The sequence below is a fragment of the Williamsia deligens genome (assembly GCF_024171765.1).
Classification (GTDB): Bacteria; Actinomycetota; Actinomycetes; order Mycobacteriales; family Mycobacteriaceae; genus Williamsia_A; species Williamsia_A deligens.
This window is the reverse complement of the sequence record NZ_JAMTCI010000002.1, coordinates 370743-385742: the sequence shown is the minus strand read 5'-3', so window position 1 is coordinate 385742 and position 15000 is coordinate 370743. Positions and strand designations below refer to the sequence as shown.

Annotated in this window: 14 protein-coding genes; 12 read left to right on the top strand and 2 right to left on the bottom strand. The window is 69.8% G+C overall.

Annotated elements, in window-relative coordinates; genetic code table 11:
• The first annotated feature begins 18 nt into the window (after window positions 1-18).
• From LX14_RS16100 to LX14_RS16090, 3 genes are read left to right on the top strand one after another with little or no spacing between them, the layout of a single operon-like run.
• On the top strand, window positions 19-816 hold the full coding sequence (locus LX14_RS16100; RefSeq protein ID WP_253648345.1) for a thymidylate synthase: 798 nt from the start codon (window positions 19-21) through the stop codon (window positions 814-816).
• Window positions 813-1310 (top strand): dihydrofolate reductase, encoded by a 498-nt coding sequence (locus tag LX14_RS16095; protein WP_253648344.1) that lies wholly within the window; start codon window positions 813-815, stop codon window positions 1308-1310. Before LX14_RS16100 ends, LX14_RS16095 begins: the two co-directional genes overlap by 4 nt.
• Window positions 1307-2548, top strand: coding sequence for a winged helix-turn-helix domain-containing protein (locus LX14_RS16090; RefSeq protein ID WP_253648343.1), 1242 nt, complete (start codon window positions 1307-1309; stop codon window positions 2546-2548). The genes LX14_RS16095 and LX14_RS16090 overlap by 4 nt, the downstream gene beginning before the upstream one ends.
• Window positions 2549-2554: 6 nt before the next feature.
• On the opposite strand, the gene LX14_RS16085 is transcribed toward LX14_RS16090, so the two are convergent.
• Window positions 2555-3349: a tyrosine-protein phosphatase gene (locus LX14_RS16085; RefSeq protein ID WP_253648342.1), complete on the bottom strand. Its 795-nt coding sequence runs from the start codon at window positions 3347-3349 to the stop codon at window positions 2555-2557.
• Between the two features lie 132 nt (window positions 3350-3481).
• Here LX14_RS16085 and thyX point away from each other — a divergent pair, with 132 nt between their 5' ends.
• From thyX to LX14_RS16055, 6 genes are all read left to right on the top strand, one after another.
• Entirely contained in the window at window positions 3482-4234 is a 753-nt protein-coding gene (gene thyX, locus LX14_RS16080; RefSeq protein WP_253648341.1) for an FAD-dependent thymidylate synthase, read from the top strand.
• Window positions 4235-4332: 98 nt separating this feature from the next.
• Window positions 4333-5238 carry a 4-hydroxy-tetrahydrodipicolinate synthase gene (dapA, locus tag LX14_RS16075; protein ID WP_253648340.1) on the top strand — a complete coding sequence of 302 codons (906 nt, stop codon included), beginning with the start codon at window positions 4333-4335 and terminating at the stop codon, window positions 5236-5238.
• Window positions 5235-7304 carry an RNase J family beta-CASP ribonuclease gene (locus LX14_RS16070; protein ID WP_253648339.1) on the top strand — a complete coding sequence of 690 codons (2070 nt, stop codon included), beginning with the start codon at window positions 5235-5237 and terminating at the stop codon, window positions 7302-7304. Before dapA ends, LX14_RS16070 begins: the two co-directional genes overlap by 4 nt.
• A 61-nt stretch (window positions 7305-7365) precedes the next feature.
• A complete protein-coding gene (locus LX14_RS16065; protein WP_253648338.1) occupies window positions 7366-7986 on the top strand; it encodes a TIGR03085 family metal-binding protein in 621 nt (206 codons plus the stop codon).
• Window positions 7987-8077: 91 nt separating this feature from the next.
• Window positions 8078-10951, top strand: a complete 2874-nt coding sequence (locus tag LX14_RS16060) for a DNA translocase FtsK 4TM domain-containing protein (RefSeq protein ID WP_253648337.1) — start codon at window positions 8078-8080, stop codon at window positions 10949-10951.
• A 240-nt stretch (window positions 10952-11191) separates the two neighbouring features.
• The gene (locus LX14_RS16055) at window positions 11192-12232 is read left to right on the top strand and encodes a TerC family protein (RefSeq protein WP_253648336.1); all 1041 of its coding nucleotides are present in this window, start codon (window positions 11192-11194) and stop codon (window positions 12230-12232) included.
• A 28-nt stretch (window positions 12233-12260) separates the two neighbouring features.
• Here LX14_RS16055 and LX14_RS16050 read toward each other — a convergent pair whose 3' ends face one another.
• Window positions 12261-12812, bottom strand: a complete 552-nt coding sequence (locus LX14_RS16050) for an amino-acid N-acetyltransferase (protein WP_253648335.1) — start codon at window positions 12810-12812, stop codon at window positions 12261-12263.
• Between the two features lie 147 nt (window positions 12813-12959).
• Between LX14_RS16050 and pgsA the strand changes: the two genes are divergently transcribed.
• The 3 genes from pgsA to LX14_RS16035 all read left to right on the top strand — a co-directional run bounded on the left by pgsA (window position 12960) and on the right by LX14_RS16035 (window position 14967).
• A complete protein-coding gene (gene pgsA, locus LX14_RS16045; RefSeq protein WP_253648334.1) occupies window positions 12960-13625 on the top strand; it encodes a CDP-diacylglycerol--glycerol-3-phosphate 3-phosphatidyltransferase in 666 nt (221 codons plus the stop codon).
• A 71-nt stretch (window positions 13626-13696) separates the two neighbouring features.
• The gene (locus LX14_RS16040) at window positions 13697-14029 is read left to right on the top strand and encodes a helix-turn-helix domain-containing protein (RefSeq protein ID WP_253648575.1); all 333 of its coding nucleotides are present in this window, start codon (window positions 13697-13699) and stop codon (window positions 14027-14029) included.
• Between the two features lie 134 nt (window positions 14030-14163).
• Entirely contained in the window at window positions 14164-14967 is an 804-nt protein-coding gene (locus LX14_RS16035; RefSeq protein WP_253648333.1) for a PspA/IM30 family protein, read from the top strand.
• Window positions 14968-15000: the final 33 nt, after the last annotated feature.

Sequence of the window (15000 nt, the reverse complement as noted above, 5' to 3'; positions counted from 1 at the left end):
TCTCGTAGACTGTCCGCGATGATCGCGACCCCGTATGAAGACCTCCTGCGCGACGTGTTGGCGACCGGCACGCCCAAGTCCGATCGCACGGGCACCGGCACCCGCAGCGTCTTCGGGCGACAACTCCGCTACGACCTCGCCGAGGGGTTTCCGCTGATCACCACCAAGCGGGTGCACCTCAAGTCGATCGTGTACGAACTGCTCTGGTTCCTCCGCGGCGACTCGAACGTCCGCTGGCTGCAGGACCACGGCGTGACGATCTGGGACGAATGGGCCGACCCGTCCGGCGAACTCGGACCCGTCTACGGCGTGCAGTGGCGGAGCTGGCCGACCCCGTCGGGCGAGCACATCGACCAGATCACCGCAGCCCTCGACCTCCTCCGCAGCGACCCGGACTCCCGTCGCAACATCGTCTCCGCGTGGAACGTGGGGGAGATCCCGCAGATGGCCCTACCGCCGTGCCATGCGTTCTTCCAGTTCTATGTGGCCGACGGCAAGCTGTCCTGCCAGCTCTATCAGCGCTCGGCGGACCTGTTCCTCGGCGTGCCGTTCAACATCGCCTCCTACGCGCTCTTGACGCACATGATGGCCGCGCAGGCCGGCCTCGGCGTCGGCGACTTCGTGTGGACCGGCGGCGACTGCCACATCTACGACAACCACCACGAGCAGGTCCGCGAACAGCTCACCCGCGACCCCTACCCCTACCCGACACTGCGGCTCCCGCCTCGGGAGTCGTTGTTCGACTACACCTTCTCCGACATCGAGGTCGTCGACTACCAGCACCACCCGGCCATCAAGGCGCCCGTCGCGGTATGACCGTCGCGCTCATCTGGGCCGCTGATCGTGCCGGTGCCATCGGGAGCGGGAACGCCATCCCGTGGCGGGTCCCCGAGGACCAACGCCGTTTCCGTGAGCTGACCACCGGGCACCCCGTCGTCATGGGTCGTCGCACGTGGGACTCGCTCCCGCCCCGGTTCCGTCCGTTGCCGAACCGCCACAACATCGTCGTGACCAGGGACGAGTCGTGGTCCGACGTCGGTGCGACGACAGTCCACGACGTGCAGTCGGCGCTGGATCTCGCCCGCGGGGAGGACGACACCGTCGTGGTCACCGGTGGTGGCGAGATCTACGCCGCCGCGATGGAGTACGCGGACACCCTCTGGATCACCGACGTGGACGTGACCGTCGAGGACCCGGACGCGTACGCGCCCGTCGTCGACGAGGAACGGTGGGACACGACCGACCACGGGTGGCAGACCTCGAGCTCGGGGGTCCGCTACCGCTACCGCGACCTCGTCCGACGGGCGTGAGCAGTCCCGCGGTTCCGCAGCGCACGCTGTCGCCGGCCACCGCTCGCAGAATCGCCCTCGCCGCTCAGGGATTCGCCGACAAGCCCCCCACCGGGAAGGCCACCCGTCGCCACCTGAAACGTGTCGTCGACCGACTCGGTGTCCTGCAGATCGACTCGGTCAACGTCGCCGTCCGCGCCCACTACATGCCGGTGTTCAGTCGACTCGGCGGCTACGACGTCGGCCTGTTGGACGAGGCCGCGTGGCGCTCGACCGCTCGTCGCCCGCGCCTGCTCACCGAGTACTGGGCGCACGAGGCCGCGCTCATCGACGTCGAGGACTGGCCGTTGTTCGGGTGGCGTATGGACGATTACCGCTTCGGGCGGTACACCCGTGCCACATCGGAGAGCACGTCTCAGACGCGACTGCGCGCCGAGGTCCGAGCCGCCATCGCCGACCTGGGTCCGTCCACCGGCGGGATGCTCGAGGAGGCGCTCGGGCGCCGGCGCGAAGGACCGCGACGCGGATCGTGGTGGGACCGCAGCGAGGTCAAACACACCTGCGAGGTGATGCTCGCCGCCGGGGAACTCGCCGCCGTCCGCGACAGCACCTTCGCCCGCCACTACGACCTCGCCCAGCGCGTGGTGGGAGAGGAGCGTCACGCCCGGCACATCCCCCGCGACGACGCGATCGACGCCCTGATGCGCCGCGCGGCAGCGGCGCTCGGTGTCGCGACCGAGACGGATCTGCGCGACTACTTCCGACTCCCGGTGCGCGATGCCCGTGACTCTCTGGCCAGGTTGCTCGAGGCCGGTGACCTGACCCCGGTGGGTGTTCGGGGCTGGGACGTGCCCGCGTACCTGCACCCGGGAGCGCGCGCCCCGCGGTCGGTCACGGCGACGGCCCTGCTGGCGCCGTTCGACCCGCTTGTCTTCTTCCGGCCCCGGCTCGCGCGGCTGTTCGGCATGGACTACCGCATCGAGATCTACGTCCCCGAACCGCAGCGGCGTTTCGGCTACTACGTCTTCCCGTACCTGTGGGACGAGACCATCGGCGCCCGAGTCGATCTCAAGCACGATCGCGGCGAGCGTGTGCTGCGGGTGCAGGCCTCACACGCCGAGGACGGTGTCGACCGCGTCGGGATCAGCATCGCGCTGGCGGCCGACCTGCAGTCGATGGCGCAGTGGCTCGGCGCCGAGGGTGTCGTGGTCGCCGATCGCGGCGATCTCGCCCGGGAGCTGCGCACGGCAGTGGGGTGAGACGGGTCAGCGCGGCGCGAGCAGTGCTGAACGCAGTGAACCCGTCACCGACGCGTCGAGTCCGAGGCCCTCTCGCACGTACCCGTCCATCCCGCCGTACCGGGTGTCGACGAGACGGAACGACGACCGGAGCCAGTCGAGGGAGACGCCGTTCACCGGGTCCCGCGACGTCGTGTGCCGAGAGGCGTTGCTGACGAGGTAGTCCGCGTCGACGGTCGCGCGGTCCACGCCGAGGATGCTCAGCAGGACCGCCGCGACCCACCCCGTGCGGTCCTTGCCCGCGGTGCAGTGGACCAGGACTCGATGCCCACGCGTCGTCTCGGCGGCGATGTCGCGCAGGGTCGCCCCGATGGCCGAGCGCGCGCCGGGGTCGGTGACGAAGGCCCGGTACGCGGCGGGCAGGTCGATCAGTGTCGTGATCGGTGCCCGCCCGAGCACGTCGCGGACACGCGTCGTCGCGCCCGGCACCGGGCGATCCGGCTGCAGCGCGCGCTCGACCGGGGTCCGGAGGTCGACGATGAGCCGCACGTCACGGGACCTCAGCCGCGTGAGGTCGTCGGTCGTGAGACGCGACAGGTTGTCGCTGCGGACGACGAGATCGTCGACGACCCGCCCGTCAGCGCCGGTGTACCCGGCGAGCGTGCGGGCGTTCGGGGCGCCGACGAGGTCGAGCGAGCGTTGCGTCACGGCGGCGGACGCGGCCGGCGACGCGTCGGCGACGGCGGTCGTCGCGACCGGTGCGGCGATGACGACCACCGCCAGCAGCGCGGACGTCGCCGAACGGATCGAGGTGGTGATCATCGTGGCCTCCGGTGTCGACGTGGTCGCCCGACCAGTCTCGCGCACGACCGCCCGGTGGGGCCGGTGGGTCCGCCGCGCGCCCCACCCCGGACAATCGACACCGCGGACGCCCCGCGGACGAGGAGTGTGACGGTGTCGGAGATGGTGGGTCTGCAGGTCGCTCTGGTGGCACACAGCGAGTTCCATCCACCGGCCGACGTGGACTGGGAGACCGACGCGTCGGCGGGTGAAGCGCTCGTCGAGTTCGCCGGACGCGCCTGCTACCAGAGCTGGGACAAGCCCAACCCCAGGACCGCGACCAACGCCGGCTACCTCCGTCACATCCTCGAGGTCGGACACCTGTCGCTGCTCGAGCACGCCACCGTCACCTTCTACATCACCGGCATCTCCCGCTCGTGCACCCACGAGTTGATCCGGCACCGTCACTTCTCCTACTCGCAGCTGTCCCAGCGGTTCGTGCCCGAGCACGACTCGAACGTCGTGCCGCCGCCGGCGATCGTCGGTGACCCCGAACTCGAGGCCCTCTTCACCGCGGCCACCGACGCCTCTCGCGCGGCGTACACCGACCTTCTGGCCGCTCTCGAGGCGAAGTTCGAGGACGTCCCCAACGCGATCCTGCGCCGCAAGCAGGCGCGACAGGCCGCACGGTCGGTGCTGCCCAACGCGACGGAGACCAAGATCGTCGTGACGGGCAACTACCGCGCCTGGCGGCACTTCGTCGGTATGCGGGCCACCGAGCACGCCGACGTCGAGATCCGGCACCTCGCGGTGGAATGCCTCCGGCACCTCGTCGACCTCGCCCCGACGGTGTTCGGCGACTTCGAGATCGGCACGCTCGCCGACGGGACCGAGGTGGCCACCTCCCCGTACGTCGTGGACGCCTGAGCCCCACACCGGAGCGCCGCCGCGCCGCTGGTGGGCCCACGGTCGGCCGGGGTGGGCTGTTCGTGAGACCGACTCCTCGGGCGGTAGCCTTTGCGACCATGAACAGCGCCCCTGCCCTGCACGGGCCGCACCCGTTCGGAACGGTGGGTGTGGCGATGGTGACGCCGTTCCGGCCCGACGGATCCCTGGACCTCCCGAGGGCCGTGGAGTTGGCCGAACACCTCGTGTCGCGCGGGGTCGACGGACTCGTCGTGTCGGGGACAACGGGTGAGTCGCCGACCACCACCGTCGACGAGAAGCTGGATCTGCTGTCGGCCGTCGTGGGGGCCGTCGGTGACCGGGCGCGCATCACGCAGGGCGCAGGCAGCTACGACACCGCCGAGAGTGTCCGCTTCGCGGTCGAGGCCCACCGTCGCGGCGCCCATGGGCTTCTGGTGGTGACGCCCTACTACTCGCGTCCCCCGCAGACCGGTCTGCTCGCCCACTTCACCACCATCGCCGACGCGACCCCCCTCCCGGTGCTGCTGTACGACATCCCGCCGCGGTCGGTGGTGCCCATCGAACACCGCACGCTGCTCGAGTTGGCGCGTCACCCGAACATCGTCGGGGTCAAGGACGCCAAGGGTGATCTCAACTCCGCCGCAGCCCTCATCGCGGATGCGGGCCTGGAGTACCTCTCCGGCGAGGACGCCCTCAACCTTCCCTGGCTCGCCGTCGGGGCCAGTGGGTTCGTCTCGGTGATCGGGCATCTCGTGCCGGACCGCCTCCGTGATCTCCTCGACGCGGTGTGCAAGGGAGACATGGTGACCGCTCGCGAACTGAACATCTCGATGATCCCGCTCGTCAACGCGATGGGCCGCCTCGGCGGCGTCACCATGGCGAAGGCGGCACTGCGCATCCTCGGGATCGACGTGGGCGAGCCCCGGCTCCCACAGATGCCCGCAACCGGCCCCCAGATCGAGCAGCTCATCGCCGATCTCCGTGCAGCACAGGTGCTCTCATGACACGCCCCACCGGCAGCAACCGTCCCCGCAAGCGCGTGAGCCGTCCGTCCGGGCCGCCCGCCCCCACGCCCGAGCCCACCCAGCAGGCCGCGACGCCCGAGCCCGCGCAGGAGGCCGCGCCCCCCGCGCCCGAGGTGCAGGCGCCGGCCTCCGGCACGGCGGAGGCACCCCGGAACTCCCAGGCCTCGCAGTCCGGTTCACGGTCGCGCCGCGGCGGTGCGAAGAACGCCGACCGCGCCCCGCGGGCCGACCAGCGTGACCCGCGCCCGTCGAAGCGCTCGGGAGCGCCGCGCCAGCAGTCCCGCCCGGCCTCGACGGAGCCGGCCCGCGACCGCACGAAGCGACCGGCGTCGCAGCCCGTCGGCGACGCGGTCGACCGTCTCGGTGCACCGAAGAAGCTGCCGCGCGGCGGCCTCCGCGTCGTCGCGCTCGGTGGCATCGGCGAGATCGGTCGCAACATGACCGTCTTCGAGTACGACGGCAAACTGCTCATCGTCGACTGCGGGGTGCTCTTCCCCGAGGACCAGCAGCCCGGTGTCGACCTGATCCTCCCGGACTTCCGGTACATCGAGGACCGCATGGACGACGTCGAGGCGATCGTCCTGACGCACGGTCACGAGGACCACATCGGCGCGGTGCCGTTCCTCCTGCGTCTACGCAACGACATCCCCGTCGTCGGATCCCGCTTCACCCTCGCGCTGCTCGCGGCGAAGTGCCGCGAACACCGCCTGCGCCCGACACTCGTGCAGGTCGCCGAGGGTGACAGCACCAACCACGGCCCGTTCGAGTGCGAGTACTTCGCGGTCAACCACTCGATCCCCGACGCGATCGCCGTCGCGATCCGCACCCCGGCCGGACTGGTCCTGCACACCGGCGACATCAAACTCGACCAGCTCCCGCTCGACGGCCGCCTCACCGACCTCGCGGGGTTCAGCCGGCTCGGCGACGAGGGTGTCGACCTGTTCCTCGTCGACTCGACCAACGCCGAGGTACCGGGCTTCGTCACCCCCGAACGCAACATCGGCGGCGTCCTGGACACCGTGATCGGCAAGGCGCGCCAGCGCGTGATCGTCGCCTCGTTCGCCAGCCACGTCCACCGCATCCAGCAGGTGGTCGACGTCGCGGCCGCGCACGACCGGCGGGTGTGTTTCGTCGGCCGCTCGATGGTCCGCAACATGCAGATCGCCCAGGACCTCGGGTATCTGACCGTCCCCGACGGCGTCGTCGTCGACATGGACACCGCGGCGGCGCTGCCCGATCACCGCGTGGTCCTCGTGTCGACGGGATCCCAGGGCGAACCCCTGTCGGCGCTCTCGCGCATGGCGCGCGGCGAGCACCGTCAGATCAACATCCACGCCGACGACCTCGTCGTCCTCGCGTCGTCGCTGATCCCCGGCAACGAGAACTCCGTGTTCGCCGTGGTCAACGGTCTGGCCAAGCGGGGCGCGACCGTCGTCACGCAGGCCAGCGCGAAGGTGCACGTGTCCGGTCACGCCTCCGCGGGTGAGCTGCTGTACCTCTACAACGCGGTACGCCCGGCGAACGCCATGCCGGTGCACGGCGAATGGCGCCATCTGCGCGCCAACGCGGCCCTGGCCGAGGCCACCGGCGTCGACCCCGAGCGCGTCGTGCTGGCCGAGGACGGTGTCGTCGTCGACCTCGTGGACGGGGTCGCCTCGATCGTCGGACGAGTCCCGGTCGGGTTCGTCTACGTCGACGGCCTGTCGGTCGGTGACGTCGGTGAGTCCACGCTGTCCGAGCGGCTGGTGCTGGGGGAGGACGGTTTCATCTCCATCACCGTCGTCATCGATTCCACCGACGGCAGTCTCGTCAGCCCCGCCGAGGTGTCCGGGCGCGGTTTCTCCGACGACCCGGCCGCTCTCAAGGACGCCGCGCAGCTCGTGGACTCCGCACTCGCCGATCTCGCCGCGGAGCGGGTCACCGACACCCACCGGATCGCCCAGGCCATCCGTCGCACCGTGGGTCGCTGGGTCGGCGACACCTACCGCCGCCGTCCCATGATCGTCCCGACGGTGTTGAGCGTCTCCGGCAACGACAAGCGCTGACACGCGGAGGTTCGCCGATCGTGCGGCCCCTCCTCGCGCGGCTCGGCGATAGGGTCGTCGCATGAGTGTCGTCTCCGATGAACGCGCAGCCCTGGCCCAGACGTTCCGCGAGGCGGGGCCCGACGCGCCCACCCTCTGCGGGGGCTGGCAGACCCGCGACCTGCTCGCGCATCTCGTCGTCCGCGAGTCCCGACCGGACGCGGCGCCGGGGATCCTCGTCCCGTTCCTCGCCGGGTACACCGAGCGCGTCCAGAACTCGTACGCCCGCGGCGACTACGCCGGGCTCGTCGGGCGTTTCGCGTCCGGGCCGCCGTTGTGGTCGCCGTTCCGCCTCGTCGAGGGGCTGGCGAACACGGCGGAGTTCTTCGTGCATCACGAGGACGTGCGGCGCGGGTCGACCGGGTGGGAGCCCCGGACCCTCCCGACCGGCCTGCACTCGGCCCTGACGTCCACGCTCAAGCGCATGGGTAAGCCGCTCCTGCGCTCCGTCCCGGCCCGTCTCACCCTCGTGGACCCTGCAGGCGGCGAGGTGCTGACCACGGGTTCCGGCCCCGCCGTGACCATCACCGGCGATATCGGAGAGCTGATGTTGTTCGCCTTCGGCAGGGACGCCGTCCGCGTGGAGTTCACCGGATCCGACTCCGCCGTGGAGTCGGTGCGCGGGGCGTCGCGCGGACTCTGATCACCCGGCACGTCACGAAACAGACACACCGCCCGTGTGACCGGTGAGGTGCACGGGGCTTCTGTGGCTGTTGCGGTTTATCCTGACGGTCATGAGCCCCAAGTCGACGGCCCGCGGGTCCGCCGCGTCCACCTCGAAGTCGAAGACCGCCGCCTCCGGACGGCGCACCTCGTCGACGCGACGGTCGGCCGGCACGGCGAGCACGACGGGCCGGGGGACCGCATCCCGATCCACCGCATCGCGATCGCGGGCCTCCGCCGGCACCCGGGGCGGCGCGTCCGCACGCACCGCGTCGACGAAGAAGTCGCCGACCACGTCGACCGGTCGTCGCGCCCCCGCGGCGACCATGGTCGAGGAGCGTCAGGCCCCGCAGACGCGCGCCGCGGCGCGCGCGGTCGGTCGGGGAGTGGGCCGAGGCGTGGGGGCCGGCTGGATGGCATTGGCGCGCGGTGTCGGCGCGGTCGCCCGGATCGGCGCCGAACCGGCCTCGGCCGGTGCGGGACGACGGGCTGTCGGTGACGCCGAGGACTGGGACGGCGACGACGATCTCGACACCGGCGCATTCGCCGACCCGTTCGCGGGTTCCGACGACGTTGTCGCCGGGCCGGGCGGCGCCCCGGCCGTGCCCGGTCATCGTCGCGACGGTGTCGCCCTGGGGCTGCTCGCGGTGGCGATCCTCGTCGGCGCGTCGGTGTGGGTCCACGCCGCAGGCCCCGTCGGTGCGTTCGTCGACACCCTCGTCCGGGCGGTCGTGGGGTCCGCCGCCGTGGTCGTCCCGATCCTCGCGGTCGTCGCGGCCGTCGCGCTCATGCGTCGCGGACCGAACCCCGCCGACCGTGGACGTCGCATCGGGGTGGCCCTGCTGACCGGCCTGCCGGTGCTCGGACTGTGGCACCTCCTCGCCGGCGCACCCATCGACTTCGACGGCCGCCTGCGTGCGGGCGGTTTCCTCGGCTTCGCCGCCGCCGGACCCCTCACGACCGGTCTGACCGCGTGGGTGTCGGTGCCGATCCTGCTGCTGTGCATGATGTTCGGGGTGCTTCTGGCCCTGCGGATGACGGTGCGCGAGGCGGTCACCCGCGTCGGGGACTACCTCGGCGTGATGCGGGCCCACGCGACCGCGGACGACGACCACGATCTCCTCGACGACGAGTGGGACACGGGGGAGGTCGCTGATCTCGACGACCCCTACAGCGCTGCCCACCCCCGCGACCCCTACGACAACTACCCGCCCGACCCGATCGACACCCCGCCCGTCCGCCACCGCCCGGTGACAGCGAGCGAGGCACTGACCGAACCTCTCATCGACGACTCCGCACCCGGTGTCGACGAGAAGCTCACCGAGGTGTTGCCGCGTCGCCGACGGGCGTCCACCCCGAGGGCCGCCACGCCGACCCCGACCCGGATCCCGCCACCGCCGGCGCCGGTCGCGACACACACCGACACCGACGAGCTCGTCGATCGTCCCCTCGAGGGGGACTACCGCCTCCCACCCGCGTCGCTGCTCGTCGACGGTGACCCACCGCGGACGCGGAGCGCGTCGAACGACGACATGATCGACCGCATCACCGCGGTGCTCGAGCAGTTCAAGATCGATGCGGCGGTCACCGGGTTCACCCGGGGCCCCACCGTCACCCGATACGAGGTCGAGCTCGGTCCCGGCGTCAAGGTCGAGAAGATCACCGCACTGGCCCGCAACATCGCCTACGCCGCCGCGACCGACAACGTCCGGTTGCTCGCACCCATCCCCGGCAAGTCGGCCGTCGGCATCGAGGTGCCCAACTCCGACCGCGAGATGGTCCGCCTGGCCGACGTCCTCAAGGCGCCGGCCACCCGTACCGACACCCATCCACTCGTCATCGGCCTGGGCAAGGACATCGAGGGCGACTTCGTCTCGGCCAACCTCGCGAAGATGCCGCACCTGCTCGTCGCGGGCTCCACCGGTTCGGGCAAGTCGAGCTTCGTCAACTCCATGCTGGTCTCCCTGCTGACACGGGCCACGCCGGACGACGTCCGCATGATCCTCATCGACCCGAAGATGGTGGAACTGACGCCGTACGAGGGCATCCCGCACCTGATCACCCCGATCATCACGCAGCCGAAGAAGGCCGCGGCCGCGCTCGCGTGGTTGGTCGAGGAGATGGAGCAGCGCTACCAGGACATGAAGGCGTCGCGGGTGCGCCACATCGACGACTTCAACAGCAAGGTGCGGTCCGGCGAGATCACGACACCGCTCGGGTCGCAGCGGGTGTACCGCCCGTACCCGTACATCCTGGCGATCGTCGACGAGCTCGCCGACCTGATGATGACCGCGCCGAAGGACGTCGAGGACGCGATCGTCCGCATCACGCAGAAGGCCCGTGCGGCCGGTATCCACCTCGTGCTCGCGACGCAGCGACCCTCGGTCGACGTCGTGACCGGACTGATCAAGACCAACGTCCCGTCGCGGCTCGCCTTCGCGACGTCGTCGTTGACGGACTCGCGCGTCATCCTCGACCAGCCGGGTGCGGAGAAGCTCATCGGCATGGGCGACGGGTTGTTCATCCCCATGGGTGCGAACCGTCCGATCCGCATGCAGGGCGCGTTCATCACCGACGAGGAGATCTCGGCCGTCGTCGAGTTCGCCAAGGAGCAGGCGCAGCCGCAGTACGACGAGGGTGTCACCTCCCAGAAGGCGTCGGACGCCAAGGACATCGACGCCGACATCGGTGGCGATCTCGACGACCTGCTGCAGGCGATCGAGCTGGTGGTGTCCAGCCAGTTCGGGTCGACGTCGATGCTGCAGCGCAAACTGCGCGTGGGCTTCGCCAAGGCCGGCCGCCTGATGGACCTCATGGAGACCCGCGGGGTCGTGGGCCCCAGCGAGGGGTCCAAGGCGCGCGAGGTGCTCGTCAAGCCCGAGGACCTCGCGGGGGTGATGGCGTCCATCCGCGGTGGGGTCGCAGGTGCCGACGACGACGAATGACCGACGCGCCCGGTTGACCATGCCTCTGACCTGCGATGATGCACGCATGCCAAACCAAAGGTAAAGTAGTCTTTGCTTTCGAGGGGAGTATCCCTGTCGCGGCAGTCTCGTCAATACGTTCACGGGTTCCATCGGTGCAGATCACCGATGTCCGCCCCTGTTCCGGGATGTCGGCCCGATCGATGATCGGGTGGGAGAGACCTCTGGCGCCCTTGCATGGAGAGCTGGAGGAATCCTGTCGTGAACGTGTCCCTGACCGTCTGGCTGGTCACCATCGTGGTGATCGCCGGACTGTTCGTCTTCGACTTCTTCGCCCACGTCCGAACACCACACGCCCCGTCGCTCAAGGAGTCCGGAGCGTGGTCGGCCGTCTACATCACCATCGCGCTGATCTTCGGTGGCTACGTCTGGTGGCAGTGGGGTGGCACCTACGGCGGTGAGTACTACGCCGGCTTCATCACCGAGAAGGCCCTCTCGGTGGACAACCTGTTCGTCTTCGTCATCATCATGGCGAAGTTCGCGGTGCCGCGGGAGTACCAGCAGAAGGTGCTGCTGCTCGGCATCGTGATGGCCCTGGTCATGCGCGGTGCGTTCATCGCAGTCGGCGCGGCGGCCATCAACGCCTACAGCTGGGTCTTCTACCTGTTCGGTGCGTTCCTGATCTACACCGCCGTCAAGCTCGTCCGCGAGGCGACCTCGTCGGAGGACGAGGACGACGAGGCCGACAGCGCCATCATGAAGTTCGTCAAGAAGTACCTGCGCACCACCGATGAGTACAACCGCGACAAGCTGTTCACCAAGATCAACGGCAAGCGCCTGGCCACCCCGATGCTGATGGTCCTCATCGTCATCGGCTTCACCGACGTGCTGTTCGCGCTCGACTCGATCCCGGCGATCTACGGCCTCACCACTGAGCCCTACATCGTGTTCACCGCGAACGCGTTCGCCCTCATGGGGCTGCGTCAGCTGTTCTTCCTGCTCGACGGTCTCCTCGACAAGCTGGTCTACCTGTCGTGGGGTCTGTCGATCATCCTGGGCTTCATCGGTGTGAAGCTGGTGCTGCACGCACTGCACGAGAACACACTGCCGTTCCTCAACGGCGGCGAGCACATCGCGGTCCCCGAGATCTCGACCGGGCTGTCGCTGAGCATCATCATCGGCGTCCTGGTGATCACCACCGTCGCGAGCCTGGTCAAGTCCAAGCGGGACGCGGACAAGACCGGTGGACCAGGCGGGACGCCGACCGTGACCGAGCCGTCCACGGCGGCGTCGGAGAAGTAGTCACACCGGTGCTCGCGACCCCGGCCCCTCAGGCCAGGGTCGCGAGCATCCGCGTGTTGCCGAGGGTGTTGGGCTTGACGTAGCTCAGGTCGAGGAACTCCGCGACGCCCGCGTCGTAGGAGCGGCACATCTCCTCGTAGACCTCGGCGGTGACGGGCGTGCCGTCGATCTCGGTGAAACCGTGGCGTGCGAAGAACCGGGTCTCGAAGGTCAGCACGAACACCCTCGTCAGCTGCAGGTCCCGCGCGCACTCCATCAGCCGTTCGACGATCCGGTGACCGATGCCGTGTGCCACACAGGACGGGTCCACCGCGACCGTGCGCACCTCGCCCAGATCGGCCCAGAGGACGTGCAGGGCACCACACCCGACGACGACACCGTCGAGCTCGGCGACCCAGAACTCCTGGACCGCCTCGTAGAGCGTGACGAGGTTCTTCTCGAGCAGGATGCGGCCGGCGTACATGTCGATGATCTCTTTGATGCGAGCCACATCCGACGTGCGCGCGCGCCGGATGAGGACCCCGTCGGGCGCCGATGCGACCGGACTCGACACGACGGGCCGCGGGTCGTCGTCTGCCATGCGCGACACAGTAATCGGTGACCTGCGCGGTATCCGGGCACGACCGGCCGATAGGCTCGTCACCGTGGGTGACGCGGGACACGGGACGATCGGCGAGCGCCCGTGCGCGCCCGGTGCCGCGACCGTCCTGAGGGGCGGGTGGTACCGGTGACCGATCGCCTGCGCCAGTCGCTGCATGCGCGCCCCGACGACCCCATCGCCGACCCCGTCAGCGATGTCCCCGTGGTCAACCTTGCGAACGCGCTGACCATCTTCCGGATCCTGCTCGTCCCCGTCTTCCTCGTGGCGCTGTTCGTCGGCGACGGACACGAACCGCTGTGGCGGGTGGCGGCCTGGGTGGTGTTCGCCGTCGCCGCCGTGACCGACCAGGTCGACGGCAAGATCGCACGTAGTCGCGGGCTCATCACCGACTTCGGCAAGATGGCCGACCCGATCGCCGACAAGGCGCTCATCGGTGCCGCGCTGGTCGGACTGTCCCTCCTGGGCGACCTCGCCTGGTGGGCCACGGTCCTCATCATCGTCCGCGAGCTCGGCGTGACGGGTCTGCGGTTCTGGGTGATCCGACACGCCGTCATCCCGGCCAGCCGGGGTGGCAAGCTCAAGACCCTGCTGCAGGTGCTGGCCATCGGTCTCTACATCCTTCCCCTGCCCGGACCGGTGCACTGGGCGGCGATCGTCATGATGGCCGCGGCCGTGGTGATGACCATCGTCACCGGCCTGGACTACATCTGGCAGGCGGTGCGGGTCCGCGCCGAGGGCCGGCAGCGTGAGGCCGATCGGACGCGCGCGGCGGGGCAGGGTCCCGCGGACTAGAGTCGTCCGCACTCAGGTGGGAACGCATCGTCGTCATCATGCGTTCCACCGGGGGAGACCAGGAGGGCAACATGGCAGCGTTGTTACGCGAGGCGCTCGGCGACAGTCTTCGTCGTGTCCGCATGGACCAGGGGCGCACGCTGCGTCAGATCAGCACCGACGCCCGGGTCAGCCTCGGGTACCTGTCGGAGATCGAGCGCGGTCAGAAGGAGGCGTCCAGCGAGCTGCTGGCGTCGATCTGCGATGCGCTGCACGTCGAGATCGGTGACGTCGTCCGCGACGCGGGGACCGCACTGCGGCGGGCCGTGGCGCCCGAGACCCGCATCGACCCCACCCGGATCGACGCGGACACGCGCGTGGTCATCCCCGCGCCCGCGGACGCGGGGGCGTTGACCGCGGCCTGATCAGGACGGGCAGTCGGGTCGATGGCGGACGTCTGCACGATGGATGTCGTCGGGACGACTAGATTGGTGCACACGATGCGGCGCGGACCCCTGCGGTCCACGGACACCGCGGCTCACCGAGGACAGGGGCATCCATGCCGAACCCATTCGTCAAGGCCTGGCGCTACATGATGGCCTACGGGAACGCCACGATCGACGACAAGGCCGACCCGAAGATCCAGATCCAGCAGGCCATCGAGGATGCGCAACGCCAACACCAGGCGCTGTCCCAGCAGGCTGCCAACGTCATCGGCAACCAGCGCCAGCTCGAGATGAAACTGAACCGTCAGCTCGAGGACATCGAGAAGCTCAACGCGAACACCCGCCAGGCACTCACCCTCGCCGATCAGGCGAGCGCCGCCGGTGACCAGGCCAAGGCGGCCGAGTACACCAACGCGGCCGAGGCGTTCGCCGCGCAGCTGGTCACCGCGGAGCAGAGCGTCGAGGACCTCAAGACCCTGCACGACCAGTCGCTGCACGCCGCGGCGCAGGCCAAGCAGGCCGTCGAGCAGAACTCGATGATGCTGCAGCAGAAGCTCGCCGAGCGGACCAAGCTGTTGTCGCAGCTCGAGCAGGCCAAGATGCAGGAGCAGGTGTCGAGCTCGCTGCAGCAGATGAGCGAGCTGTCCGCGCCCGGCAACACCCCGAGCCTCGAGCAGGTCCGCGACAAGATCGAACGTCGCTACGCCACCGCGCTCGGCTCGGCGGAGCTCTCCCGCAGCACCGTCGGTGGTCGCATGATGGAGGTGCAGCAGGCCTCGGTGCAGATGGCCGGGCATTCCCGCCTCGAGCAGATCCGCGCGAACATGAAGGGCGAACTGCCCTCCGGGTCGTCCGGTACGACCCCCGCTGTCGAGGGCGGACGCACCGATCTCACCAAGGGCCCCGAGAACGCCTGACCCGCGCCCCGAGGGCGTCGCAGGGCGGCGTCG

Excerpts from the sequence above, each read along its gene's own strand:
- LX14_RS16060 (WP_253648337.1), top strand. The coding sequence starts at position 8,078 with ATGAGCCCCAAGTCGACGGCCCGCGGGTCCGCCGCGTCCACCTCGAAG.
- LX14_RS16040 (WP_253648575.1), top strand. The coding sequence starts at position 13,697 with ATGGCAGCGTTGTTACGCGAGGCGCTCGGCGACAGTCTTCGTCGTGTC.
- LX14_RS16085 (WP_253648342.1), bottom strand. The coding sequence starts at position 3,349 with ATGATCACCACCTCGATCCGTTCGGCGACGTCCGCGCTGCTGGCGGTG.
- LX14_RS16035 (WP_253648333.1), top strand. The coding sequence starts at position 14,164 with ATGCCGAACCCATTCGTCAAGGCCTGGCGCTACATGATGGCCTACGGG.
- dapA (WP_253648340.1), top strand. The coding sequence starts at position 4,333 with ATGAACAGCGCCCCTGCCCTGCACGGGCCGCACCCGTTCGGAACGGTG.
- LX14_RS16065 (WP_253648338.1), top strand. The coding sequence starts at position 7,366 with ATGAGTGTCGTCTCCGATGAACGCGCAGCCCTGGCCCAGACGTTCCGC.
- LX14_RS16050 (WP_253648335.1), bottom strand. The coding sequence starts at position 12,812 with ATGGCAGACGACGACCCGCGGCCCGTCGTGTCGAGTCCGGTCGCATCG.
- LX14_RS16095 (WP_253648344.1), top strand. The coding sequence starts at position 813 with ATGACCGTCGCGCTCATCTGGGCCGCTGATCGTGCCGGTGCCATCGGG.
- LX14_RS16100 (WP_253648345.1), top strand. The coding sequence starts at position 19 with ATGATCGCGACCCCGTATGAAGACCTCCTGCGCGACGTGTTGGCGACC.
- LX14_RS16070 (WP_253648339.1), top strand. The coding sequence starts at position 5,235 with ATGACACGCCCCACCGGCAGCAACCGTCCCCGCAAGCGCGTGAGCCGT.